The sequence below is a fragment of the Thermus brevis genome, from assembly GCF_026427635.1.
Taxonomy (GTDB): Bacteria; Deinococcota; Deinococci; order Deinococcales; family Thermaceae; genus Thermus; species Thermus antranikianii.
Map to the genome: position 1 here is coordinate 953,067 of NZ_CP102606.1, position 21,623 is coordinate 974,689.

The window sequence follows — 21,623 nt, forward strand, 5'->3', positions numbered from 1 at the left end:
CTACCCCTCCTTTCCTTCACTTACCACCATATATCTTGAGCATGCCCTTGTGAAGGGGCAGGATGCCCCCGGTCCGGGTTGGACGCAAAGGGCTTTCCTTGGCCTGCTTCCCTGGGGCTAGCGCTTGGCCGCCATCTCCTTGGTCAGCTCGCGCTTGAGGATCTTCCCCACGCTGGTTTTGGGCAGGCTGTCCCGGAACTCGATGATGCGGGGAACCTTGTAGGCGGCGAGGTTTTGCCGGCAGAAGGCTTCGATGTCCTTTTCCGTGACCTTGCCCTTATACCCTTCCTTGAGGACGATGAAGGTGGCCACGGTTTCCCCGCGGTAGGGGTCGGGTACGCCCACCACGGCGGCTTCCTGGACGGCTTCGTGCTGGTAGAGGACCTCTTCCACCTCGCGGGGGTAGATGTTGTAGCCGCCGGCGATGATCATGTCCTTTTTGCGGTCCACGATGTAGAAGTAGCCGTCCTGGTCCATTCGGGCCATATCCCCGGTGAAGAGCCAGCCGTCCTGGAGGGCCTTTTGGGTTTCCTCGGGGCGGTTCCAGTAGCCCTTCATGATGTTGGGGCCTTTGACGACGAGTTCGCCCACCTCTCCCATGGGGACTTCCTGACCCTCCTCGTCCACCACCTTGGCCTCTACCCCGGGGAAGGGTAGGCCCACGCTCCCCAGCTTGCGGACGCCATGGAGGGGGTTGCAGTGGGTCACGGGGCTTGCCTCGGTGAGGCCGTAGCCTTCCACCAGCTTGGCCCCCGTGAGCCGTTCAAAGCGGTCGGCCACCTCCAGGGGCAAGGGAGCGGAGCCCGAGATGCAAGCCCGTATGCTCCTTAGGTTCCGTTTCTCGATTCCCGGGAAGTGGTTGAAGGCCACGTAGAGGGTGGGCACCCCGGGGAAGAGGGTCACCCGGTGTTGTTCAATGGCCTCCACGATGGGTTTGATCTCCGGCCGGGGCAGAAGGACCAGCTTGGCCGCTCCCAAGAGGGCCAGGTTCATGGCCACGGTCATGCCGTAGACGTGAAAGAAGGGAATGGCCCCCAGCACCACCTCCTCCCCCTCCTGGAAATCGGGGATCCAGGAGCGGACCTGGAGGGCGTTGCTGGAGAGATTCCGGTGGGTGAGCATGGCCCCCTTGGCCACACCCGTGGTCCCTCCCGTGTACTGCAAAAGGGCGAGGTCGTCCAGGTCTAAAGGGACGGGCTGGGGATTACCCGGCTTGAGGAAGGCACGCCAGGGGGTGCCCTCGAGGCTCCTCGGGGCTTGGCCCTTCCGCTTGAGCATCAAGGGGTAGAGGAGATTCTTGGGGAAGGGCAGGTAGTCCTGAATGCCTGTGCGCACCAGGACCTCTACCGGGGCCTCTGCCTTCACCTCCTGGTAGCGGGGAAGAAGAAGGTCCAGGATGACCAGGACCCTGGCCCCCGAGTCCCTGAGCTGGTGCCCGAGTTCCCGTGGGGTGTACATGGGGTTGGTGTTCACCGCCACGCCCCCCGCCAGAAGGGTGCCGTAGAAGGCGATGACGAACTGGGGGGAGTTGGGGAGCATGATGGCCACCCGGTCCCCGGGTTTCAGGCCGGCCTCCTGGAGGCCTTTGGCGAAGGCCTCCACCTGCTGCCACAGGCTTCGGTAGCTAAGACTTCGCCCCAGGAACTCCAGGGCCACCTTGTGGGGATAGCGGCGGGCGTTTTCCCTTAGAAGGTCGGTGAGCAGCCAGGGCCTGGGGGCCTCCTTGGGGACCCCGGGATCGTAGTGGGTGTACCAGGGATGCATGGCACCTCCTTGAACCGGGTCAAAGTTTACCCCCACCTGCGGCTTAGGGCAAGGGCTCTAAGCCCGGAAGTACCGGTAGGGGGCGCCTTCCCGCTTTACGTGCCCCTCGAGGCGCAGGTACTCCAGGTGGGCCAGGGTTTCCGCAAAGGCGAAGCGCCTGCCGGGGGCGTCCAGCTCCTGGGGGAAAAGCCTTAGGGAAAGCTCCCAGGCGGTCAGGGGAGCTTGAAGAAAGCCGAGCAGGGCCTCCAGGCGCTCCTGATGGTGAGCGATGAGCTCTTGGGCCCGCTTCTTCACCTCGAGGATGGGACCGAAATGCCCCGCATACGCCACCTTGGCTGGAAGCTCCATAAGGCGCTCTAAGGACGCCAGAAAGTCCTTTAGGGGGTTCTCCCGGGTGTAGGCCCAAAGGCCCACGTTGGGGGATACCCGTTCCAAGAGGGCGTCCCCTACCAGGAGGATTCCTTCCTCCTCCAGATAGAAGGCCACGTGCCCGTCCGCATGGCCAGGGGTCCAGATGACCCGGAGCTTCTTGCCGGCCACCTCCAGCACCTCCCCGTCCTTCAGGGGCGTGGGGTTTTGGGGAGGATGGACCCGCTCCCGGGTTTTGGCCATGGTTTCCCGGATGCCCATAAGGGCTTCCTCCGGGGTACCGTGGTCCAGGAAAAGCCGCCAGCTGGCCTCCTCAAAGGCTTCTGGTTGAAGCCAGAAGAGGTGGCCCCGCCCGACCTCCTCCTCGTGCAGCCATACCCGGGCCCCAAGCCCTTCAAAAAAGCCCGCCAGGCCGTAGTGGTCCGGGTGGTGGTGGGTGAGAAGGATGGTCTTGACGTCGGTAAAGCAAAGGCCGAGCTCCGCCAGGCTGAGCTCCAGGGTGCCCCGGGCCGTCTTGGTGCCCAGGGCGGTGTCCAGGAGGGCCACCTCCCCGTTGCCCCTAAAAAGGTAGAGGTTTACCGTCTTCAAGGGGTAGGGGATGGGCACGGGAAGGAGGTAAAGACCGGGAAGAAGCTCCTTCATAGGAGGACCTGCAGGAGGAGAAGGGCGGCCAGGAAAGGATCCTTTTCCGGGAGGTGCCAGGGGAAGAGGTAGCCTCCCTCGCCGTCCGTCCGGACCTCCCTTCCTCCCAGGGCTTGTCCAAGTTTTTCCAGGACTTCCTCCTGGGAAACCAGCTCCCCGCCGGGCAGGACCACGGCAAGGCGGTCCGCATCCCCATCCAGGGCGAAGCCCACCGCCGGGGGTTCCACCGCCTTCATGAGGACGAGGAGGGTGGGGAGGTTTTCCGGCTTGGGGTCGGGGTCCACCCCGTAGAAGAGGGGGTGGGGAAGGGGGTGGAGTTCCCTAAGCTCCGCCTCGAGGCCCAGGAGCTTGAAGACCCCGGGCAGCACCCCTCCCCCTGCTCCCCCCAAGGTGTCCAGGTAAACCACCCCCTTTTTCCCCTGGGCTCCTTGGCCAGTGCTTTGGGCCAGGTGCTCCAGGTAGGCCTTCTTCCGGTCCAGGACCTGGAAGCTTCCCCGCTTCTGCGGGGCCTCCTGGGGAAGGGCCATCCCTTCCGGGGAAAGGGGTTTCCCGGGGCCCAGGCGGAGCTTCACCCCCTGGAAGCGGGCGGGCTTGCGGCTGGCGGTGAGGTAAAACCCGGCTGCTTCCAGTTCCTTTAGGGCAAAGCCGAAAAGGGGCAAAGGGGAAGGGCCTTTCAGGAGGAAGGTTTCCAGGCCCATTCCCCCCAGGATCCCCGCCGCTTCCTCCGCCATTTCCTTGGCCAGGAAGCGGGTGTCGTGGGCCACCGCCACCCGGCGGATCCCTTCCGCCTCGAGCCTGGCTCCAAACCCCGCCGCCACCCGGGCCAGGTGGGCGAAGGTGAACCCCTTGGCGATCTCTCCTAGGAAGCCGTCTTGGGTGGAGTAGAGCTCCATGCCTTAAAGTCTACCCCGTGGTACACTCTCCCCCGTGGAGCTAGAGGGTCAGCGCGGTTCCTCGGGGATGCAGGGGCCCCAAAGCAGCCATCCTGGAGACGAGCTCCTTCGCTCCCTGAACGAAGCCCAGCGCCAGGCGGTCTTGCACTTTGAGGGACCGGCCCTGGTGGTGGCGGGGGCGGGAAGCGGCAAGACCCGCACCGTGGTCCACCGGGTGGCCTACCTCATCGCCAAGAGGGGCGTCTTCCCCTCGGAGATCCTGGCGGTCACCTTCACCAACAAGGCCGCTGAGGAGATGAGGGAGCGCCTTAAGCGCATGGTGAAGGGTGGGGGGGAGCTTTGGGTTTCCACCTTCCACTCCGCCGCCTTGCGGATTCTGAGAGTCTATGGGGAGAGGGTGGGGTTGAAGCCGGGGTTCGTGGTCTACGACGAGGACGACCAGACTGCCCTCATCAAGGAGGTGTTGAAGGAGCTCGGCCTCGCCGCCAGGCCCGGGCCCCTCAAGGCCCTTCTGGACCGCGCCAAGAACCGGGGGGAGGCCCCCGAGTCCCTGCTTTCGGAGCTTCCCGACTACTACGCCGGGCTCAGCCGGGGGAGGCTTCTGGACGTGCTGAAGCGCTACGAGGAGGCCCTCAAGGCCCAGGGGGCCCTGGACTTCGGGGACATCCTCCTCTATGCCCTGCGCCTCCTGGAGGAGGACCTTGAGGTCTTGAAGCGGGTCAGGAGGCGCGCTCGCTTCATCCACGTGGACGAGTACCAGGACACCAACCCCGTACAGTACCGCTTCACCAAGCTTTTGGCAGGGGAGGAGGCCAACCTCATGGCCGTGGGGGACCCGGACCAGGGCATCTACTCCTTCCGCGCCGCGGACATCAAGAACATCCTGGAGTTCACCCGGGACTTTCCCGGGGCCAAGGTGTACCGCCTCGAGGAGAACTACCGCTCCACCGAGGCCATCCTGCGCTTCGCCAACGCCCTCATCGTGAACAATGCCCTGCGCCTGGAAAAGACCTTGAGGCCCGTGAAGCCCGGGGGGGAACCCGTGCGCCTCTACCGGGCCCGGGATGCCCGGGACGAGGCCCGCTTTGTGGCCGAAGAGATCCTGCGTCTGGGGCCTCCCTTCGACCGGGTGGCGGTCCTCTACCGCACCAACGCCCAAAGCCGCCTCCTGGAGCAGGCCCTGGCCTCCCGGGGGGTTCCAGCCCGGGTGGTGGGGGGGGTGGGGTTCTTTGAACGGGCGGAGGTGAAGGACCTTTTGGCCTACGCCCGCCTGAGCCTGAATCCCCTGGATGGGGTGAGCCTGAAGCGGGTGCTGAACACCCCTCCCCGGGGCATCGGCCCCGCTACGGTGGAGAAGGTGGAGGCCCTCGCCAGGGAGAAGGGGCTTCCCCTCTTCGAGGCCCTCAGGGTGGCGGCAGAGGTTCTGCCCCGCCCTGCTCCCTTGCGTCACTTCCTGGCCCTGATGGAGGAGCTCCAGGAACTGGCCTTTGGACCGGCGGAGGGATTTTTCCGCCACCTCCTCGAGGCCACGGACTACCCCGCTTACCTGCGGGAGGCTTACCCTGAGGATTACGAGGACCGCCTGGAGAACGTGGAGGAACTTCTCCGGGCGGCCAAGGAGGCGGAGGGTCTTATGGAGTTTCTGGACAAGGTGGCCCTCACCGCCCGGGCGGAGGAGCCGGGGGAGCCCGCGGGCAAGGTGGCCCTCATGACCCTGCACAACGCCAAGGGGCTGGAGTTCCCCGTGGTCTTCGTGGTGGGGGTGGAGGAAGGGCTTTTGCCCCACCGCTCCTCCCTGAGCACCCTGGAGGGCCTCGAGGAGGAGCGCCGCCTCTTCTACGTGGGGGTGACCCGGGCCCAGGAGGGGCTTTACCTTTCCTACGCCGAGGAGCGGGAGATTTACGGGCGCACGGAGGCTACCCGGCCAAGCCGTTTCCTGGAGGAGGTGGAGGGGGGGCTTTACGAGGAGTACGACCCCTACCGGGCCTCGGCCAAGGTTTCCCCCTCCCCTGTCCCCAGTGAAGCCCGGGCCTCCAAGCCCGGGGCCTATAGGGGTGGGGAGAAGGTGATCCACCCCCGTTTCGGCCAGGGCACGGTGGTGGCGGCCATGGGGGACGAGGTGACGGTGCACTTCGAGGGGGTGGGCCTGAAGCGGCTTTCCCTCAAGTACGCTGACCTGAGGCCCGTGGGGTGAGGCCGTGCGCCCGGAGTATCAGAAAGTTCGCCCCCTGGTCTTTCTCCACCGGGTGCCTTCTCCCCTGTTTGACCGCCTGGTGGCCGAGGTGGCCACGGCCAGGCTTCCCCTTTTCCCCTATCCCGTGGAGGCCCAGGATCCCTTTGCCCTCTTCCCCTGCCTGGCCCCTTTGGGCCTGGCCGGGGCGGTGCTGGCGGAGGCCCTGCCGCCTCCCAAGGACCTGGCCCCAAGCCTTTCCCTGGAGGCGGAGGCCCGGGAGGCAGGGCTTTTGGACCTGGTGGTCCCCCGGGTGGGGGGGCTTATGGGGCAGTACACGGAAGGGGTGGCCCTGGAGCGGTTTCTCTCCGCCCACTTTCCCGGGGCCAGGGGGCTATGGCTTGGGCCTTTGAGGGCCTCCCTGGCTCCTTTCCTCAGGCCCCTGGGCCAGGTTTCCGTGGTGGCCTCAAGCTTCGCCGAAGGGGATAGCTTTTTGGCCCGCCTGCCGGAGCGGGCCCGGGGGCACGTGGCCCTAAGGCCGGAGGAGGCCAGGGCCCTTTCCTTGAAGGTGGACCTCCTCCTCTATGCGGGGGGGCGGCTTAGCCTGGACGTACTCCAGCCCTTCCATGCCCTGGTGGCCCTGGCCCCGGTGGAGAAGGGAGTCTGGGAAAGGGTGCAGGTGGTCTACCCCCCGGAGGACCTCCTGATCTTCCGGGTGCGGGCGGTCCTCGAGGGCCTCGGCTACCCCCTTTGACGGGCCTCGCGGGCCAAAAGCCCCATGCTGAGGGCGATGAGGAGGAAGGCGATCAGGGCCTGCAAGGGGATGGGGAACTGGGGGATGTACTCCACGGAGCAGGGCACCGGGGGCTTGCAGGCCAGGGTGAAGAGGTCAGGGAAGCGCTGCTCCAAGAGGTGCAGGGTGCTGATGCTTCCTCCGATGAGGGAAAGGGTGAGGGCGTAGGGCCAGACGGAAAGATCCTGCCGCCAAAGGGCTAGGCCCAAGAGGACCGCCTGCGGGTACATGAAGATCCTTTGGTACCAGCAGAGTTCGCAGGGCAAAAAAAGCCGCACCTCGGAGTAGTAGAGGCTTCCTAAGGTGGCCACCAGGGCCACCACCCAGGCGAAGGCGAGAACGAGGGGTGCAAGCGAAGCGCGGTTCATGGGGAGAGCATACCCCTAAACTAGAGCATATGAAGGAAAAGGACGAAGGAGAGTTGAAGGAAGGGGAGGACTTCTACTGGGAGAATGGATGGTTGGTCTTCACGGAAGACTACCACCGCAAGCGGGGGTATTGTTGCGGCTCGGGTTGCCGCCACTGCCCGTGGCGAGGGGAGGAGAAGGAAGGCTAACCCTCCAGCAACGCCTCCACAAAGGCCTCGGCGTCGAAGGGCTGGAGGTCGTCGGGGCCTTCCCCTACCCCGATGAACCGGATGGGCACCTTCAGGGTGCGCACGATGGGGATGAGGACCCCGCCCTTGGCGGTGCCGTCCAGCTTGGTGACGACGACCCCTGTAAGCCCCACCGCCTCGTGGAAGCGCTTGGCCTGCTCCAGGCCGTTTTGCCCGGTGACGGCATCTAGCACCAGCCAGACCTCCTTGGGCTCCTCGGGATCGGCCTTGGTGATGGCCCGCTTCACCTTCTTCAGCTCCTCCATCAGGTTGTGCTTGGTGTGGAGGCGGCCTGCGGTGTCTACCAGGAGGAGGTCGTAGCCCCTGGCTTTCCGGGCGCTTGCCGCATCAAAGGCCAAAGCGGCGGGGTCGGCTCCTTCCGGCCCCTGGATCACGGGGATGTCCAGGCGTTTCCCCCACTCGGAAAGCTGGGCTCCCCCGGCGGCGCGGAAGGTGTCCCCGGCGCAAAACATCACCTTCTTGCCCAGGTTCCGGTAATAGCGGCCCAGCTTGGCGATGGTGGTGGTCTTGCCCACCCCGTTCACCCCCACCACCAGGACCACGTGGCCCTGGGGTTCCACGGGCTTAGGGTTTTGCGGGCGGAAGCCGAGCTTCCTCAAGGTGGCCCGGCGCTCGTCCGGCTCCAGCATCTGGACAAGTTTCTCCTTAACGGCCTCCTTCAGGTCCTTCCGCCCCGAGGCCCTTACCTCGGCCAGGAGCTCCTCGGTGGCCTCGAGGCCCACGTCGGCGGCAAGGAGGGCCATCTCCAGCTCCTCCAGGACCTCCTCGGGGCTTCCGCCCCAGGGGATGGCCTTGAGGAGGGTTTCCCGCGTCTTGGCGAGGCCGGCTTTCAATCGGTCAAAGAAGCCCATCGTTCCCTATTTTGCAAGCCCCCGCACCCCGCCTTAGAGCCTTTAGCGGAAACTTACCCCCAGGGTGAAGTGCCAGACCCTGGGGAAGTTGGCGAAGCCGTACACGTAGGTGGCCTCGGCAAAAAGCCCCGTGTAGGGGTCCAGAAGGCCCTCCAGCCCCCCGGTGAAGCTCACCCCGGCGGTGAGGCTTGGCCCCACCACGGCGCTGAGTCCCCCGCCGAAGTAGGGGAGGAGGCCCTTCAGGCTGGGGTCGTACTGGCCCAGGTCGGGTTTGAAGAGGAGGGCTCCCTCCAGGGCCACACCCGGGGCTGCCGGGGCCAGCATGGCGGAAAGCCGGCCCGAGAGGTTCTGCCGCAGGCGGTTTTCCAGCCCTGCCCCGAAGGTGAGCCCAAGGCTTTCCCCATAGCCAAACCGCATCTGAATGGCGCTCTGGGCGCTGGCCACTCCCAAAACGAGAAGGAGAGCAAGGAGAACCCGCCTCATGGCTCCAGTATACCCTGGCTTGTGGGGTGTTTCACGAAGTTCCTCCCGCCAGGGCCCGGGCCAGCCGGGCGAGGACCCGCTCCTTGCCGAGAAGGGCCATGATCTCGAAAAGCCCCGGGGTTTCCAGGCTTCCCGTGAGGGCGGCCCGTAAGGGCTGGGCCACCTGGCCGAGTTTGAGGCCCCGCTCCTGGGCGAAGCCCCGGAGGAGGGCGTCCAGGGCAGCCTCGCTCCAGTCCTCCTGGGCCCGGAGGAGGGGCTCCACCTCGCGAAGCACGGGAAGGCCTTCCCTCATTTTCTCCAGGGCCTTTTCCGTGAAAGGGTAGTCCTCGCTGAACAGGTAGGGGGCCTTTTCCGGAAGCTCCTTGAGGGTGTCAAACCGGGGGCGCATGAGCTCCACCGCCCGCCTCAGGTAGGCCTCGCCGGGCCAGGAAAGCCCGGCCGCCTGCAAAAAGGGTTTCGCCCGCTCCGCCACCTCCTCCAGGGGGAGGACCTCGCGGATGTACTTGCCATTGAGCCAGCGGAGCTTCTCCAGGTCGAAGACCGGGCCTCCCAGGGACACCCGCTCCCAGGTGAAGGCCTCGATGAGCTCCTCGAGGGTGAAGATCTCCCGCCCGTCGGGCATGGAAAAGCCCATGAGGGCCAGGTAGTTGCGCAGGGCCTCGGGCAAGAACCCCTCGGCCCGGTACCACTCCAAGGAGGTGTGGCTCTTCCGCTTGCTGATCTTGGTCTTGTCGGGGTTTCTAAGGAGGGGCATGTGGTAGAACTTGGGCACCTCCCAGCCGAAGGCCCGGTAGAGGAGAACGTGGATGGGGGTGGAAACCAGCCATTCCTCGGCCCGTATCACATCCGTTACCCCCATGAGGTGGTCGTCCACCACGTTGGCCAGGTGGTAGGTGGGGTACCCATCGGATTTGAGGAGGACCACGTCGGGGATCTCCTGGTTGTCGTAGACCACCACCCCCCTGAGCTCGTCCCTCACCTCGGTGGTGCCGGGCCTCGGCACCTTTAGGCGGATCACGTGGGGCTCGCCCCTTTTTGCCCTTTCCTCGGCTTCCTCGGGGGGGATGTTGCGGGCGCGGCCGTCGTAGCCCCCCTTTTCCTTGCGGATTCTTTCCAGCTCCTCCGGGGTCTCGAAGGCCCGGTAGGCCCACCCCCGCCTGAGGAGTTCCTCGGCGTGCTTTTGGTAGAGGGATAGCCGTTCCGACTGCCGGTAGGGGGCGTGGGGCCCGCCGATATCCGGCCCCTCGTCGTAGGAGATGCCGAGCCACTTCAAGGCGGCCAGGATGCGCTCCTCCGCCCCCGGCACATAGCGGGTGCGGTCGGTGTCCTCGATGCGCACCAGGAAGCGCCCCCCGTTCTTCCTGGCCCAGACGTAGTTGAAAAGGGCGATATACGCCGTCCCCACGTGGGGGTCCCCCGTGGGGCTTGGGGCGATGCGGGTCACCACCATACCTCGCCCATTATCTCACCCGGGACTAAAGGTTGGGGCTTAGGCTTTAGGGTAATGGACGGGGAACTGCTGGCAGAGGGATTGCGTAAGCGCTACGGCCCCAGGGAGGTGGTGCGGGGGGTGGACCTGAGCCTCAAGCGCAGGGAGATTGTGGCCCTCTTCGGCCCCAACGGGGCGGGGAAGACCACCACCTTCTACATGATGGTGGGCTTTATCCGTCCCACGGGAGGGCGGATCTTCCTTAAGGGACGGGAAATAAGCCAGCTTCCCATGTACCGCCGGGCCCGGCTGGGTTTGGGCTACCTGCCCCAGGAGCCTTCCGCCTTCCGCCGGATGACGGTGCTGGAGAACCTCCTGGCCGTCTTGGAGTTCCAGCCCCTTTCCCGGGCGGAGCGCCTGGAGAAGGCCAAGGCCCTTTTGGAGGAACTGGCCATCTACCACCTCAAGGACCAGATGGCCTACGCCCTTTCCGGTGGGGAAAGGAGGCGGCTTGAGATGGCGCGGGCCCTTTGCACCGACCCCGATTTCATCCTTCTGGACGAGCCCTTCACCGGGGTGGACCCCAAGAACGTGAAGGAGATCCAAAAGGTCATCGCCGAACTCCGGGAGAGGCGGGGGGTGGGGGTTTTCATCACCGACCATGCGGTGCGGGAGACCCTGGCCATCACCGACCGGGTCTACGTGATGTATGACGGCCAGATCCTCTTCCACGGGGATCCCGACACCTTTGCCCGGGACCAGGGGGTAAGGCGGCACTACCTGGGAGAGGACTACGAGCTTTAAGCCATGACCTTCTGGGCCCTCCTCATCCTGATCCTCCTCCTGGCCGCCTTGGTGGCCTATCTGGGGGATAGGGTGGCCAAGTGGGCGGGGAAGCGGCACTACCGCCTTTTTGGCCTCAGGCCCCGGCAGACCGCTACCCTGGTGGCGGTGCTCACGGGGGTAGGGATCGCCCTCTTCAGCTACCTGGGGTTCCTCCTGGTGTTCCGGGAGGCCAGGGAGGTGATCCTCGAGGCCCAGGCCATCCGGGCTGAGCGGGACCAGCTTAGGAGGGAGCGGCAGGTCCTTCTGGAGGCCAAGACGGCCATGGAGGCCGAGGCCAGCAGGACCCTGGCGGAACTCAATGTCCTGCGGGAGGAGCGAAAGGATCTTTCCCGGGCCCTGGAGCAGGCCAACCAGGTGAGGAAACGCCTGGAGGAAGAGGCCAAGGCCCTGGCCTCCCAGGTGCAGGCCTTGGGGAGGGAGCGGGCTACCCTCGAGGCGGAGCGCCAGGCTCTTTCCCAGCTTCTTGAGGAAAGGAACCGGGCGCTCTCCGAGAGGACCAGGGAGCTCAAGGCCCTGGAGAGCCGCCTTCGCGCCCTGCAACAGGCGGCGGAGCGGGCGGAAGGGGAAAAGGCCAGGCTTCTGGCGGAGAGGAAGCGGCTTCAGGAGGAGGTGCTGGGGGCTCTTGCCCGCCTGGAGGAGGCCCGAAGGCAGCGCCAGGCCCTGGCAGAGGAGGTGGAGGCCCTTAAGGCCAGCTTGGGCAAGGCCCGGGAGGAGCTCCGCCAGACGGAGGAGCGGGTGAGAAACCTCCTGGTGCAGGCGGAGGTGCTCCAAGGGGAGAGGGGCCAGTTGGCCCAAAGCCTGATTCGGCTCAGCCAGGGTCTCTACCTGGGGGAGGTGCGCCTGGGGGCGGAGGAGGGAAGGGAGGCCTTGGAGCGGGTGGCCGAGCGCCGGGCCCTTCTCCAGGGCTTCCGGGGGGTGGAGCTTTTGGAGGCTCCCATGGGCCCGGGGCTTGCGGTGCTGGAGGGGGCGGGGTACCGGGAGGGGAGGCTTTTGGTGCGGGTGCGCTTTTATCCCGAGCGCAAGGCCTTCGCCGCCGGGGAGGTTCTGGCGGCCCGCACCTTCCGTCTTTCCACCCAGGCCCGCAACCAGGAGGCCCTCGAGGGCCTGGGGGAGGCCGTGCGGCAACGGCTTTTGCAGGCAGGGTATGCTCCGGAATACGCCACCTTTCCCTCTCCCGAGGAGCTGGCCCGCGGCCTCGCCCTTCTTCAGGGGAAAAGGGGAGTGGTGCGGGTGGGGGTGGTGGCTGCTAAGGAGCTATGGACCACGGAGAGGCCCCTTCTCTCCTTCCAGCTCCTGGGAGGGCCTCCGGGCCCGGAGGTACCGGTCCCGACCCGCCAAATCCCTTAGCACCTCTACTCCTTCCCAGCCCATGGCCTTTAGTTCCTGGGCCAGAAGCCCCACGTTTTCCGGGGCAAGTTCCAGGAGGAGGAACCCGCCGGGCTTGAGGGCCTTCCTGGCCTCCTGGGCCAGGGGCCGGGCCACATCCAGCCCCTCCCTTCCCGCGTAAAGGGCCTGGGGGTTTTCAAAGGCCAGCTCCCTGGGAGCCAGGGACCGGTAGGCCTCGGGGAGGTAGGGGGGGTTGGAGACGATCAGGTCCAGATCCTTCACCCCGCCGGTGAGGGGAGCCTGGAGAAAGGTTACCTCTAGCCCCAGCCTGCGGGCGTTGTCCCGGGCCAAGGCCAGGGCCTTGGGATCGGTATCCGTGGCCCACACCTGGGCCTCCGGGAGATGTTTTTTAAGGGCCAGGGCGATGGCCCCGGTGCCCGTGCCCACGTCCAGGATACGGGGGACCTGGGGCAGGGGAAGCCCTAGGGCGAGCTCCACCAGGCCCTCCGTCTCGGGCCTGGGGATGAGGATGCCCTCTTGCACCTTTAGGGGGAGGCCGAAGAACTCCACCTCCCCCAGCAGGTACTGCAAGGGATAGCCCCCAAGGCGCTTTTCCAGGAGGGCCAGGGCCCTGGCTTCGGTCCCTGGGGGCGGGGTCCGGGATAGGCCGAGGAGGAGGTCCTTACGGGAAAGGCCCGAGGCCAAGGCCAGGAGGTCCCAGGCCTCCTTTTCCGGGAGCCCTTTAGCCTTAAGCCTCCTTTCCAGTTCCCGAAGGAGCCTGATCACGAGGATAGACCACCACGTGCCTTTCCTCCCCCTCCCCCTGGCTTTCCGTGGTCACCTGGGGGTGGTTTTTGAGGAGCATGTGGATGATGCGCCTCTCGGAGGGACGCATGGGGGGGAGGTGGAGGGGTTCTTTGGTCATGGCCACGGTGAGGGCGGCCTCCTCAGCAATCTTGCGGATCTTTTCCTCCTGGCGCTTGCGGTAGCCGGCAGCGTCCAAGACCACCCGGTAGGCCCCGCCGAAGTGCTTGGCCAGCACCACCCCGGCCAGGTACTCCACGGCCTTTAGGGTGCGTCCCTCCTTGCCGATGAAGCGCCCCAGATCCCCGCCCTTGACCTCCGCCTTGAGGAGGTTTCCCTCCTGGTGAATCTCCACGTAGTGGGCGGGGTCCAGGCGCAGTAAAAGGCCCACCAGGAAGCTCTCCAGCACCTCTTTGGGCCCCTTTTGCGTGGGGCCGGCCTTCCCGGCTTCTTTTAACTCCACTCCCACCGGGGCTTCCTCCAGTACCCCCAGGTCGGAGAGGAGGTCGTCGATGCTCTTTTTCTTCTCGTCCATGCCCTCAGTTTACGCCGCCAGGGGCTTAAGGCTTTTGTTGATCAGCCACTGCTGCACCAGGCCGATGAGGTTGGAGAGCACCCAGTAGAGGGTCACCCCTGAGGGGAACTGCAGGACCAGGAAGATGAAGATCAGGTTCATGAAGAGGCTTTGCCGGATGAGGTCCTTGTTCCCGTGGGCAGAAAGCCAGGTGGAGAGGAAGGTGGAGGCCACGTAGAGGGCGGGGAGGATGTAGAAGGGGTCGGGGAGGGCCAGGTCGGGGATCCAGAGGAGGCCCTGGCCAAACTCGTAGTTGGCGATCACCTTCCAGAGGATGAAGAGGATGGGCATCTGGATGAAAAGGGGCAGACAGCCGGCGGCGGGGTTCACCTTGTGCTCCTGGTAGAGCTTCATGGTGGCCTCCGCCCGCTTGTTGGGATCGTCCTTGTACTTCTCGTTGATCTTCTGGATGAGGGGCTGGAGGCGTTGCATCTCCGCCATGCTCTTGAACTGCTGGTGCATGAGGGGCCAAAGGAGGAGGCGCACCACCAGGGTCAGGAAGAGGATGGCCAGGCCCCAGCTACCCGTATAGCGGAAGGCCACCTCCATGAGCCAGAGAAGCCCCAAGGAAAGCTGCCCCCAGATGTTGGGGGAAAAGAGGCCGGGAAGGGCGAGAAGGCCCTCCACGTGGAAGCGCACCAGCTCGTTCTGGCCCCCGTAAACCTTCAGGGTTTCCCCGGGAGCCAGGGTAAGGGTGGCCTCCTTGCCCACCAGCTTCCCCGAAAAGGGCCTTTGGGCGAAGGCCACCAGGGCATAGCCCGCCTTGGGCTTGGTCTGCCAGGCCAGGTAGGCCAGCTGGCCCTCCCCGCTCGGGGTGGGTTCCTTTTGCCCTTGTAGGAGCACCTTGGGGCTTCCCTGGGCGGAAAGTCTCAGGGTAAGGGGGAAGTCGGCGCTGATCTGGACGGTGTACCGCCCCTTTTCGATGCGGTAGGTGAGGGTACCCTCCCGACCCTGGAAGCGGGCCAGGAGGCGGCCATCCTCCACCCGGTACTCCGCTTTCTCCGGGGTAAAGCCCACCGGGGCCACCACGGGGCCGTTGCCGCTCAGGTTGGGAGCGCGGGTGTAGTCGTTGAAGGCCGTGCCCTTGTAGGTCTTCACGTACCAGCCCACCACCTGGCCCTTCTGGTCAAAGGCCAGGTCCATGAGGTTGGTGACGGCGATCTTCTCCGGCACCCCGTCCCCGTTTACGTCCTGGTCCTTGAAGCCCGCCTCGAGGGCCAGGGCGCTCAGGCCCAGCAGGAAAAGGAGGGGTAAAAGCCTCTTCATCGTGCCTCCTTGTGGGTCTTAACGGTTCTCCTGGGTGGGAAGACCAGGGGCACCGGGTCCAGTCCCCCAGGGTGCAGGGGATGGCATTTCAGGATGCGCCTGGCCGCCAGGTAGCTACCCCATAGGGCCCCGTGGCGCTCCAGGGCCTCGAGGGCGTAAGCGGAACAGGTGGGGTGAAAGCGGCAGGTCTTGGGTTTTAGGGGGGAGATGAACCTGCGGTATGCCTTGACCAGAAGGATCAGTAAGCCGCGCACGCCGCCTATTGTATCAGTCCGCTCTTCTTGAGGGCGCGGATGAGGTCTTGGAAGAGCTCGGCGTAGGTGGCCTCCCGGGCCTCGGGGCTTGCGATGACCAGGAGGTGGGCCTTGGGGAGGTGGAGGCGGCGGAGGATCTCCCTTAGGCGGCGCTTGATGCGGTTGCGCACCACCGCCTTGCCTACCTTCTTGGACACCACGATCCCCACCCTGAGCTCGGGGGCGGGGAGCCACTTCACGTTCAAAAAACGGCCCCGCCCCATGCGTCCTTGGCGGAGCCTTTGGAATGCCCGGTCGCCCTTTAGGGAAAGGAGTTTACCCCCCGCCGCAGGGGGGGGTTGGCTCAGGCGTTCACCCTGGGGGTGAGGCGCCAGCGGCCCTTCTGCCTTCTCCGCTTCAACACCTTCCTGCCGCCTGGGGTCCTCATGCGGGCCCGGAAGCCGTGGGTCTTGGCCCGCTTCCTCCGGTTGGGTTGCCAGGTCCTTTTCATCCATTTCCCTCCCTGGGGCCTTGGCCCCCAATACCTTAAAGAGTGTAGCATAAGAAGGGCTATACAGGGTCTAACGGTTTTTTACACCCTGGCAAGAGAGCGTTGACATCCGTTTTGCCTTCCCCTTATACTTCCCCCCAAACGGCTGTTAGGGAGGAGGTCCGTGGCCCAGCTTTTGGTGGAGAACATCACCCTAACCTTTGGCGGCGTGGCTGCTCTTTCGTCGGTTTCCCTGGCGGTGGAAGAGGGGGAGCTGGTTTCCGTCATCGGTCCCAACGGGGCGGGGAAGACCAGCCTTTTAAACTGCATATCGGGCTTCTACCACCCCCAGCGAGGTCGCATCCTCTTTGAGGGGCACGAGATCACCCGCGCAAGCCCTCATGAGGTGACCCATCTGGGCATCGCCCGCGCCTTCCAGAACATAGAGCTATTCTCTGGCCTCACGGTGCTGGAAAACCTCATGCTGGCCCGGCACACCCACCTGGGCTACAACCTTGTCCAGGCCGGGGTCTTTTACGGCAAGGCTTTGGCCAAGGAGGTGGAGAACCGCCGGGTGGTGGAGGAGGTCATCGACTTCATGGAGCTGGAACCCTACCGCAAGGCCTTGGTGGGGAACCTCCCCTACGGGGTCAGGAAGCGGGTGGAGGTGGCCCGGGCCCTTTCCCTTTCCCCCAAGCTTCTTCTTCTGGATGAGCCCATGGCGGGAATGACCCTCGAGGAGAAGGAGGACATGGTCCGCTTCATCCTGGAGATCCGGGCCCAGGGCACCACGGTGATCCTCATCGAGCACGACCTGGGGGTGGTCATGGACATCTCCGACCGGGTGTATGTGCTGGACTTCGGCCAGGTGATCGCCGAGGGGGTGCCGGAGGAGGTGGCCAGGAATCCCAGGGTTCAGGAGGCCTACCTGGGGGTGGAGGCATGAAGGCCCTAAGGCCCTCCTACGAGATGAAGCGCTACACCCTGCCCCAGCTTCTGCGCCTTAGGGCGGAGCAGGAGGGGGACAGGGTGGCCTTGAGGGAAAAGGACTACGGGATCTGGAACGAGATCACCTACGCGGAGTACTACGAGAGGGTCCTCCTCTTCGCTCACGGCCTCCTTTCCTTGGGATTCGAACCGGGGGAGAGGCTGGCCATCATCGCCGACAACATCCCGGAGTGGCTCTATGCGGAACTCGGCACCCAGGCGGTCCGGGGGATCAGCGTGGGGGTTTACCAAAGCAGCCTTCCCGGCGAGATCGCCTACATGCTTCAGTACACGGGGGCCAGCTTCGTGCTCGCCGAGGACCAGGAGCAGGTGGACAAGCTCTACGAGATCCGAAGCGAGATCCCAAAGGTCCGCCACGTGATCTACGAGGATCCCAAGGGCATGCGGAGCTACCGGGACCCCTGGCTCCTTTCCTTTGAGGAGGTGCTGGAGCGGGGCTGGGAGCACCGGAGGAAACACCCCGACGCCGTGGAAAAACTCCTCCTCGAGGCGAGCCCCGAGGAGGTCTGCCACCTCTCCTCCACCTCCGGCACCACGGGAAGGCCCAAGGCGGCCATGCTCCGCCACCGCAACCTCATCCACATGGGGGTGGCCCTCCAGGAGGTGGACCCCCTTCTCCCCACCGACGACTACCTTTCCTTTTTGCCCCTCGCCTGGATCGGGGAGCAGATGATGTCGGTGGCCATGGCCTTGGCCGGGGGCTTCGCCGTGAACTTTCCCGAGGCGGTGGAAACCGCCCTGCAGGACCTGAAGGAGATCGGCCCCCATGTGATGTTCAGCCCTCCCAGGGTCTGGGAGAGCATCCAAAGCAGCATCTGGGTGCGCATGTCGGAGTCCTATGCCTTCAACCGCTTCGTGTACGAGAGGCTTTTGAGGATAGGCTACCGTGCGGCGGACTACCGCATGCGGGGGAAGCCCATGCCTCTCGGGCTACGCCTGGCCTACTGGCTGGCGGACCAGGTGCTCTTCAGACCCCTACGGGACCAGCTGGGCTTCTTGCGCCTGAGGCGGGCCTATACGGGGGGTGCTGCCCTGGGCCCCGATGTCTTCCGCTTCTTCCACGCCATCGGGGTAAACCTGAAGCAGATCTACGGCCAGACCGAGATCATCGGCATCGCCTTCGTCCACCGGGATGGGGACGTGCGCCACGATACCGTGGGCCTGCCCATCCCCGGCACCGAGGTCCGGATCAGCGAGGAGGGGGAGATCCTCTGCCGCTCCGATGCGGTCTGCGCCGGGTACTGGGAGCGCCCCGAGGCCACGGCGGAAACCTTCCGGGATGGCTGGCTCCACACGGGGGATGCCGGCTACCTGACGGAGGACGGGCATTTAGTGGTCATCGACCGACTTTCCGACGTGATGCGCACGGAGAAGGGCACGGTCTTCAGCCCCCAGTTTGTGGAGAACAAGTTGAAGTTCTCCCCCTACATCAAGGAGGCGGTGGTCTTCGGGGACCGCAAGCCCTATTTGGCGGCCTTGATCAACATAGATCCCCAGACGGTGGGCAAGTGGGCGGAGGACCGGGGGTTGGCCTACACCACCTATCTGGACCTCTCCTTGAAGCCCGAGGTAGCCGAACTCGTCCGCAAAGAGGTGGAGAAGGTGAACCAGGAGCTTCCCGAGGACCTCAAGATCCGGCGCTTTGTCCTGCTCTACAAACTTCTGGATGCCGACGATGAGGAGCTCACCCGCACCGGTAAGGTGCGCCGGGGCCTCATCGCCAAGAAGTACGCGCCCTTGGTGGAGGCCTTGTATTCCCAGGCCGAGGCGGTGGAGGTGGAGGCGGAATACCGCTACCAGGACGGGACCGTCCAGCGGGTGCGGGCCCGGGTACCGGTTTTGGACCTGCGGGAGGAGGTGGCGGTGTGAGCTTCTTCTTACAGCTCCTTTTTTCTGGCATCGTCCTGGGCTTGGTCTACGCCCTGGCGGCTTTGGGCTTTGTGCTCATCTACAAGGCCAGCCGGGTGGTGAACTTCGCCCAGGGGCAGTTCATCGCTATAGGGGCCTTTTTGGCCTACTGGGCCATGGTGTCCCTGGGGGCACCCTTCCTCCTGGCGGCGGCCTTGGCCTTGGCCCTGACCGCCCTTTTGGGCTTTGGGGTGGAGCGGGTTTTCCTCAAGCGTCTGGTGGGCCAGCCCATCATCTCGGTCATCATGGCCACCATCGGCTTGGCCTCCCTGCTGGACGGCCTCATCCATCTCACCCCCTACGGGGCGGGGAACTTTAGCTACCCGAGCTTCCTTCCTGCTGGGGGCCTCACCCTTTTGGGCGTCCAGATCTCGTACGCTCAGCTTCTTGCGGTGGCCTTCACCTTGCTTTTCCTCCTGGCCTTCACCTGGTTTTTCCAGCGTTCCACCCTGGGCGTGGCCATGCGCAGCGTGGCCGATGACCAGATGGCGGCCATGAGCCTGGGGGTTTCCGTGGAACGGGTCTTCGCCTTGGCTTGGGCGGCGGCGGGGTTGACGGCGGCGGCCGCGGGGATGGTGGTGGGGACCATCTCCGGCCTCAACCTGGACGGCCTGGTGCACATCGGCCTGCGGGTTTTTCCCGTGGTGATCCTGGGAGGGTTGGATTCCATCCCGGGGGCGGTGGTGGCGGGGATCCTCATCGGGGTCTTGGAAAACCTGGCCGCGGGCTTTCTGGACCCCTTTATCCCCGGTGGGGGCACCCGGGATGTCTTCCCCTTCCTGGTTTTGCTTTTGGTCCTTTGGTTCAAGCCCCATGGCCTTTTTGGCACGGAGGAGATCGAGCGCGTATGAGAAACCCCTGGGCCCAGACTGGAAACTATCGCACCTCGTACCGACAGGACACCAGCATCTTTGCCACCCATCGGGAGCTGGTTTCCCTTCTTCTCTTCCTGGGCTTTCTCCTGGTTCTACCCCTCTTCCTCTCCCGCACGCAGGTCTTCATCCTGGACCTGATCCTGGTCTACAGCATCGCGGTTTTGGGGCTGAACATCACCACCGGTTACGCTGGCCTCATCAACATCGGCCAGGCGGCCTTCATGGGGGTGGGGGCCTACACGGCGGCCCTTCTCGCCCCCCAGGGGCTCCCCTTTTGGCTGGCGGTTCCCTTGGGCGGGTTGGTGGCGGCCCTTTTCGGCTTCCTGGTGGGCATCCCTTCCTTGCGGGTGAAGCACCTGTATTTGGCCCTGGCCACCCTGGCCTTCCAGGTGGTGTTTGAGTGGACCGTGGGGCATATGCCCCTTCTAAAGCAGGGCGGGGCCATGGACATGCCCCGGGCCAGCTTTTTGGGATACGAGGCAGGCTTTCGCAACCACTTCCACTTCTGGTACTACGTTTCCCTGGTGGTTTTGGTCCTTCTTGCGGTCTTCTTCCGCAACCTCCTGCGCACCCGCTACGGGAGGGCTTTGGTAGCGGTGAGGGACAACGACCGGGCGGCGGACGCCATGGGCATGGACCCTGGCCGCACCAAGCTCTTCGCCTTTGCCCTGGGGGCCTTTTACGCCGGGGTGGCGGGGGTGCTTTACGCCTACCTTTCCCGGGCCGTGGTCATAGAGGACTACACCTTTGCGGTTTCCATCAAGCTTTTGGCCATGGCCATCGTGGGAGGGTTGGGTACCCTGGTGGGGAGTTTCCTGGGGCCGGTTTTCCTGGAGCTCTTGGACGTGAACATGGAGGCGCTTTCCAACCTCATCAAGGCCCTGGGCTTCAGCGTGGCCGGGGTGGATGTGGCCAGCGCCTTAAGGCCCTTGGCCTTTGGTCTCATCATCGTGCTCTTCCTGATGTTTGAGCCCAGGGGGCTTTACAACTGGTGGCGGATCGTGCGAAGCTACTTCCGCACCTGGCCCTTCAAGTACTAGGCAACCCCCCTTATGGGGTTGGCAATGGGAGGTGAGGCAGATGCGAAAACTCTGGTTTGGTCTACTGGCGACGGCGGGGCTGGCCTTGGGCCAGCAGCAGGTGACCATCCTGTGGTCGGGGGCCATCACCGGCCCCACCTCGGATGCGGGGGCTCCTTACGGGGCAGCGGTGGAGGACTATTGCAAGTACGCCAACGAGAAGAAGCTGATCCCCGGGGTGGTCCTGAACTGCCTGGTGCGGGACGACCAGTACAACAACGCCAGCACCCAGCGCTTCTTTGAGGAGGCCCTGGACCGCTTCAAGATTCCCGTGTTCCTTTCCTACGCCACCGGGGCCAACTTGCAACTCAAGTCCCTGATCCAGGAGGTGAAGGTACCCACGATCCCTGCCTCCATGCACGTGGAACTCATCGACCCCCCCAACAACGACTACTTCTTCATCCCCACCTCCACCTATTCCGAGCAGGTGGTGGCCCTTCTGGAATACATCGCCAAGCAGAAGAAGGGGGCTAAGGTGGCCTTGGTGGTGCATCCCTCTCCCTTCGGCCGGGCCCCGGTGGCCGATGCCCGGAAGGCGGCAGCCCAGCTGGGGCTCCAGATTGTGGATGTCCAGGAGGTGGGGGCGGGCAACCTGGACAATACCGCTCTCCTGAAGCGCTTTGAAGCGGCAGGGGTGGAGTACATCGTCCACCAGAACGTGGCCGGCCCTGTGGCCAACATCCTGAAGGATGCCAAGCGCCTGGGCCTGGATAAGAAGATGAGGCAGCTTGGGGCCCACTACACCGGTGGCCCCGACCTGATCAAGCTGGCGGGGGATGCGGCGGAGGGGTTCCTCTGGGCCACCAGCTTCTACATGTTCCACGAGGATGCCCCGGGTATCCGCTTGCAGAAGGAGCTCGGGCAGAAGTACGGGCGGCCGCAGGCCATCGTGGAGAGCGTGAACTACACCAACGGCATGCTGGCCACCGCCATTGCGGTGGAGGCCATGCGCCGGGCCCAGGAGCGGTTCAAGCGTATCACGGGGGAAACCGTCTACCAGGCCCTCGTGGGGATGAACGGGCCCAACGCCTTCAAGCCGGGGTTTGCCGTTTCCACCAAGCAGGGCATTGAGATCGACTTCACCAAGAGCGAGCACACCGGGGCGGAGGGCTTGAGGATCCTCGAGGCCAAGGGGGGCCGCTTCGTCCCCGTGACCGAGCCCTTCACCTCGGCCCTCTTCCGCAAGGTGCACTACGGCAAGTAA

At 64.9% G+C, this 21,623-nt stretch carries 23 protein-coding genes; 10 read left to right on the forward strand and 13 right to left on the reverse strand.

All coding sequences use genetic code 11. The features are described 5' to 3' along the window. Positions 1 to 117: 117 nt before the first annotated feature. From KQ693_RS05390 to KQ693_RS05400, 3 genes are read right to left on the reverse strand one after another with little or no spacing between them, the layout of a single operon-like run. Complete coding sequence (locus KQ693_RS05390) at positions 118 to 1,764, reverse strand: long-chain-fatty-acid--CoA ligase (RefSeq protein ID WP_267262156.1); 1,647 nt, start codon at positions 1,762 to 1,764, stop codon at positions 118 to 120. Between the two features lie 57 nt (positions 1,765 to 1,821). Continuing rightward, positions 1,822 to 2,775: an MBL fold metallo-hydrolase gene (locus KQ693_RS05395; RefSeq protein WP_267262157.1), complete on the reverse strand. Its 954-nt coding sequence runs from the start codon at positions 2,773 to 2,775 to the stop codon at positions 1,822 to 1,824. Then, positions 2,772 to 3,668 (reverse strand): phosphohexomutase domain-containing protein, encoded by an 897-nt coding sequence (locus tag KQ693_RS05400; protein WP_267262158.1) that lies wholly within the window; start codon positions 3,666 to 3,668, stop codon positions 2,772 to 2,774. The genes KQ693_RS05395 and KQ693_RS05400 overlap by 4 nt, the downstream gene beginning before the upstream one ends. Before the next feature lie 67 nt (positions 3,669 to 3,735). Between KQ693_RS05400 and KQ693_RS05405 the strand changes: the two genes are divergently transcribed. Both KQ693_RS05405 and KQ693_RS05410 read left to right on the forward strand, forming a co-directional pair. Then, positions 3,736 to 5,862 carry an ATP-dependent helicase gene (locus KQ693_RS05405; protein WP_267262356.1) on the forward strand — a complete coding sequence of 709 codons (2,127 nt, stop codon included), beginning with the start codon at positions 3,736 to 3,738 and terminating at the stop codon, positions 5,860 to 5,862. 4 nt (positions 5,863 to 5,866) lie between these two features. Beyond that, complete coding sequence (locus KQ693_RS05410) at positions 5,867 to 6,592, forward strand: hypothetical protein (RefSeq protein WP_267262159.1); 726 nt, start codon at positions 5,867 to 5,869, stop codon at positions 6,590 to 6,592. On the opposite strand, the gene KQ693_RS05415 is transcribed toward KQ693_RS05410, so the two are convergent. Beyond that, positions 6,580 to 6,999 (reverse strand): disulfide bond formation protein B, encoded by a 420-nt coding sequence (locus KQ693_RS05415; protein ID WP_267262160.1) that lies wholly within the window; start codon positions 6,997 to 6,999, stop codon positions 6,580 to 6,582. The genes KQ693_RS05410 and KQ693_RS05415 overlap by 13 nt on opposite strands. A 29-nt stretch (positions 7,000 to 7,028) precedes the next feature. Between KQ693_RS05415 and KQ693_RS05420 the strand changes: the two genes are divergently transcribed. Then, positions 7,029 to 7,187, forward strand: a complete 159-nt coding sequence (locus tag KQ693_RS05420) for a C1orf53 family protein (RefSeq protein ID WP_197049813.1) — start codon at positions 7,029 to 7,031, stop codon at positions 7,185 to 7,187. Here KQ693_RS05420 and ftsY read toward each other — a convergent pair. From ftsY to gltX, 3 genes are read right to left on the reverse strand one after another with little or no spacing between them, the layout of a single operon-like run. Further along, positions 7,184 to 8,098, reverse strand: a complete 915-nt coding sequence (gene ftsY / locus KQ693_RS05425) for a signal recognition particle-docking protein FtsY (protein ID WP_267262161.1) — start codon at positions 8,096 to 8,098, stop codon at positions 7,184 to 7,186. The two genes, KQ693_RS05420 and ftsY, sit on opposite strands and share 4 nt — an antisense overlap. A gap of 42 nt (positions 8,099 to 8,140) precedes the next feature. Continuing rightward, entirely contained in the window at positions 8,141 to 8,581 is a 441-nt protein-coding gene (locus KQ693_RS05430) for a hypothetical protein (RefSeq protein ID WP_267262162.1), read from the reverse strand. 31 nt (positions 8,582 to 8,612) lie between these two features. Next, positions 8,613 to 10,031, reverse strand: coding sequence for a glutamate--tRNA ligase (gene gltX, locus KQ693_RS05435; protein ID WP_267262163.1), 1,419 nt, complete (start codon positions 10,029 to 10,031; stop codon positions 8,613 to 8,615). A 54-nt stretch (positions 10,032 to 10,085) separates the two neighbouring features. Between gltX and lptB the strand changes: the two genes are divergently transcribed. Beyond that, a complete protein-coding gene (lptB, locus tag KQ693_RS05440; RefSeq protein WP_219760073.1) occupies positions 10,086 to 10,814 on the forward strand; it encodes an LPS export ABC transporter ATP-binding protein in 729 nt (242 codons plus the stop codon). Positions 10,815 to 10,817: 3 nt separating this feature from the next. Further along, a complete protein-coding gene (locus KQ693_RS05445; protein ID WP_267262164.1) occupies positions 10,818 to 12,203 on the forward strand; it encodes a DUF3084 domain-containing protein in 1,386 nt (461 codons plus the stop codon). Here KQ693_RS05445 and prmC read toward each other — a convergent pair. From prmC to rpmH, 6 genes are all read right to left on the reverse strand, one after another. Further along, complete coding sequence (prmC, locus tag KQ693_RS05450) at positions 12,111 to 12,968, reverse strand: peptide chain release factor N(5)-glutamine methyltransferase (protein WP_267262165.1); 858 nt, start codon at positions 12,966 to 12,968, stop codon at positions 12,111 to 12,113. The two genes, KQ693_RS05445 and prmC, sit on opposite strands and share 93 nt — an antisense overlap. After that, on the reverse strand, positions 12,931 to 13,521 hold the full coding sequence (locus tag KQ693_RS05455) for a Jag family protein (RefSeq protein WP_219760070.1): 591 nt from the start codon (positions 13,519 to 13,521) through the stop codon (positions 12,931 to 12,933). Before KQ693_RS05455 ends, prmC begins: the two co-directional genes overlap by 38 nt. Positions 13,522 to 13,530: 9 nt before the next feature. Next, complete coding sequence (locus tag KQ693_RS05460; protein WP_219760069.1) at positions 13,531 to 14,826, reverse strand: YidC/Oxa1 family membrane protein insertase; 1,296 nt, start codon at positions 14,824 to 14,826, stop codon at positions 13,531 to 13,533. Then, positions 14,823 to 15,080: a membrane protein insertion efficiency factor YidD gene (gene yidD / locus KQ693_RS05465; RefSeq protein ID WP_028494567.1), complete on the reverse strand. Its 258-nt coding sequence runs from the start codon at positions 15,078 to 15,080 to the stop codon at positions 14,823 to 14,825. The genes KQ693_RS05460 and yidD overlap by 4 nt, the downstream gene beginning before the upstream one ends. Before the next feature lie 5 nt (positions 15,081 to 15,085). Next, positions 15,086 to 15,343: a ribonuclease P protein component gene (gene rnpA / locus KQ693_RS05470; protein ID WP_239726212.1), complete on the reverse strand. Its 258-nt coding sequence runs from the start codon at positions 15,341 to 15,343 to the stop codon at positions 15,086 to 15,088. An 80-nt stretch (positions 15,344 to 15,423) separates the two neighbouring features. After that, positions 15,424 to 15,570: a 50S ribosomal protein L34 gene (gene rpmH, locus KQ693_RS05475; protein ID WP_015716485.1), complete on the reverse strand. Its 147-nt coding sequence runs from the start codon at positions 15,568 to 15,570 to the stop codon at positions 15,424 to 15,426. 163 nt (positions 15,571 to 15,733) lie between these two features. Between rpmH and KQ693_RS05480 the strand changes: the two genes are divergently transcribed. The 5 genes from KQ693_RS05480 to KQ693_RS05500 are packed head-to-tail and all read left to right on the forward strand — an operon-like array spanning position 15,734 to position 21,623. Beyond that, positions 15,734 to 16,495 carry an ABC transporter ATP-binding protein gene (locus tag KQ693_RS05480; protein WP_267262166.1) on the forward strand — a complete coding sequence of 254 codons (762 nt, stop codon included), beginning with the start codon at positions 15,734 to 15,736 and terminating at the stop codon, positions 16,493 to 16,495. Then, positions 16,492 to 18,426 carry a long-chain fatty acid--CoA ligase gene (locus KQ693_RS05485; RefSeq protein WP_267262167.1) on the forward strand — a complete coding sequence of 645 codons (1,935 nt, stop codon included), beginning with the start codon at positions 16,492 to 16,494 and terminating at the stop codon, positions 18,424 to 18,426. The genes KQ693_RS05480 and KQ693_RS05485 overlap by 4 nt, the downstream gene beginning before the upstream one ends. Further along, positions 18,423 to 19,316: a branched-chain amino acid ABC transporter permease gene (locus KQ693_RS05490; protein WP_038040001.1), complete on the forward strand. Its 894-nt coding sequence runs from the start codon at positions 18,423 to 18,425 to the stop codon at positions 19,314 to 19,316. The genes KQ693_RS05485 and KQ693_RS05490 overlap by 4 nt, the downstream gene beginning before the upstream one ends. Beyond that, entirely contained in the window at positions 19,313 to 20,380 is a 1,068-nt protein-coding gene (locus KQ693_RS05495) for a branched-chain amino acid ABC transporter permease (RefSeq protein WP_219760065.1), read from the forward strand. The genes KQ693_RS05490 and KQ693_RS05495 overlap by 4 nt, the downstream gene beginning before the upstream one ends. 40 nt (positions 20,381 to 20,420) lie before the next feature. Next, positions 20,421 to 21,623, forward strand: coding sequence for an ABC transporter substrate-binding protein (locus KQ693_RS05500; protein ID WP_267262168.1), 1,203 nt, complete (start codon positions 20,421 to 20,423; stop codon positions 21,621 to 21,623).

What these genes read in the sequence shown, in the direction of transcription:
- KQ693_RS05485 (WP_267262167.1), top strand. Translation starts at nt 16,492, where the DNA reads ATGAAGGCCCTAAGGCCCTCCTACGAGATGAAGCGCTACACCCTGCCC.
- KQ693_RS05430 (WP_267262162.1), bottom strand. Translation starts at nt 8,581, where the DNA reads ATGAGGCGGGTTCTCCTTGCTCTCCTTCTCGTTTTGGGAGTGGCCAGC.
- KQ693_RS05405 (WP_267262356.1), top strand. Translation starts at nt 3,736, where the DNA reads ATGCAGGGGCCCCAAAGCAGCCATCCTGGAGACGAGCTCCTTCGCTCC.
- rpmH (WP_015716485.1), bottom strand. Translation starts at nt 15,570, where the DNA reads ATGAAAAGGACCTGGCAACCCAACCGGAGGAAGCGGGCCAAGACCCAC.
- KQ693_RS05495 (WP_219760065.1), top strand. Translation starts at nt 19,313, where the DNA reads ATGAGAAACCCCTGGGCCCAGACTGGAAACTATCGCACCTCGTACCGA.
- KQ693_RS05500 (WP_267262168.1), top strand. Translation starts at nt 20,421, where the DNA reads ATGCGAAAACTCTGGTTTGGTCTACTGGCGACGGCGGGGCTGGCCTTG.
- KQ693_RS05455 (WP_219760070.1), bottom strand. Translation starts at nt 13,521, where the DNA reads ATGGACGAGAAGAAAAAGAGCATCGACGACCTCCTCTCCGACCTGGGG.
- ftsY (WP_267262161.1), bottom strand. Translation starts at nt 8,098, where the DNA reads ATGGGCTTCTTTGACCGATTGAAAGCCGGCCTCGCCAAGACGCGGGAA.
- lptB (WP_219760073.1), top strand. Translation starts at nt 10,086, where the DNA reads ATGGACGGGGAACTGCTGGCAGAGGGATTGCGTAAGCGCTACGGCCCC.
- KQ693_RS05420 (WP_197049813.1), top strand. Translation starts at nt 7,029, where the DNA reads ATGAAGGAAAAGGACGAAGGAGAGTTGAAGGAAGGGGAGGACTTCTAC.
- gltX (WP_267262163.1), bottom strand. Translation starts at nt 10,031, where the DNA reads ATGGTGGTGACCCGCATCGCCCCAAGCCCCACGGGGGACCCCCACGTG.
- KQ693_RS05415 (WP_267262160.1), bottom strand. Translation starts at nt 6,999, where the DNA reads ATGAACCGCGCTTCGCTTGCACCCCTCGTTCTCGCCTTCGCCTGGGTG.
- KQ693_RS05395 (WP_267262157.1), bottom strand. Translation starts at nt 2,775, where the DNA reads ATGAAGGAGCTTCTTCCCGGTCTTTACCTCCTTCCCGTGCCCATCCCC.
- KQ693_RS05400 (WP_267262158.1), bottom strand. Translation starts at nt 3,668, where the DNA reads ATGGAGCTCTACTCCACCCAAGACGGCTTCCTAGGAGAGATCGCCAAG.
- rnpA (WP_239726212.1), bottom strand. Translation starts at nt 15,343, where the DNA reads ATGGGGCGGGGCCGTTTTTTGAACGTGAAGTGGCTCCCCGCCCCCGAG.
- KQ693_RS05445 (WP_267262164.1), top strand. Translation starts at nt 10,818, where the DNA reads ATGACCTTCTGGGCCCTCCTCATCCTGATCCTCCTCCTGGCCGCCTTG.
- KQ693_RS05390 (WP_267262156.1), bottom strand. Translation starts at nt 1,764, where the DNA reads ATGCATCCCTGGTACACCCACTACGATCCCGGGGTCCCCAAGGAGGCC.
- KQ693_RS05460 (WP_219760069.1), bottom strand. Translation starts at nt 14,826, where the DNA reads ATGAAGAGGCTTTTACCCCTCCTTTTCCTGCTGGGCCTGAGCGCCCTG.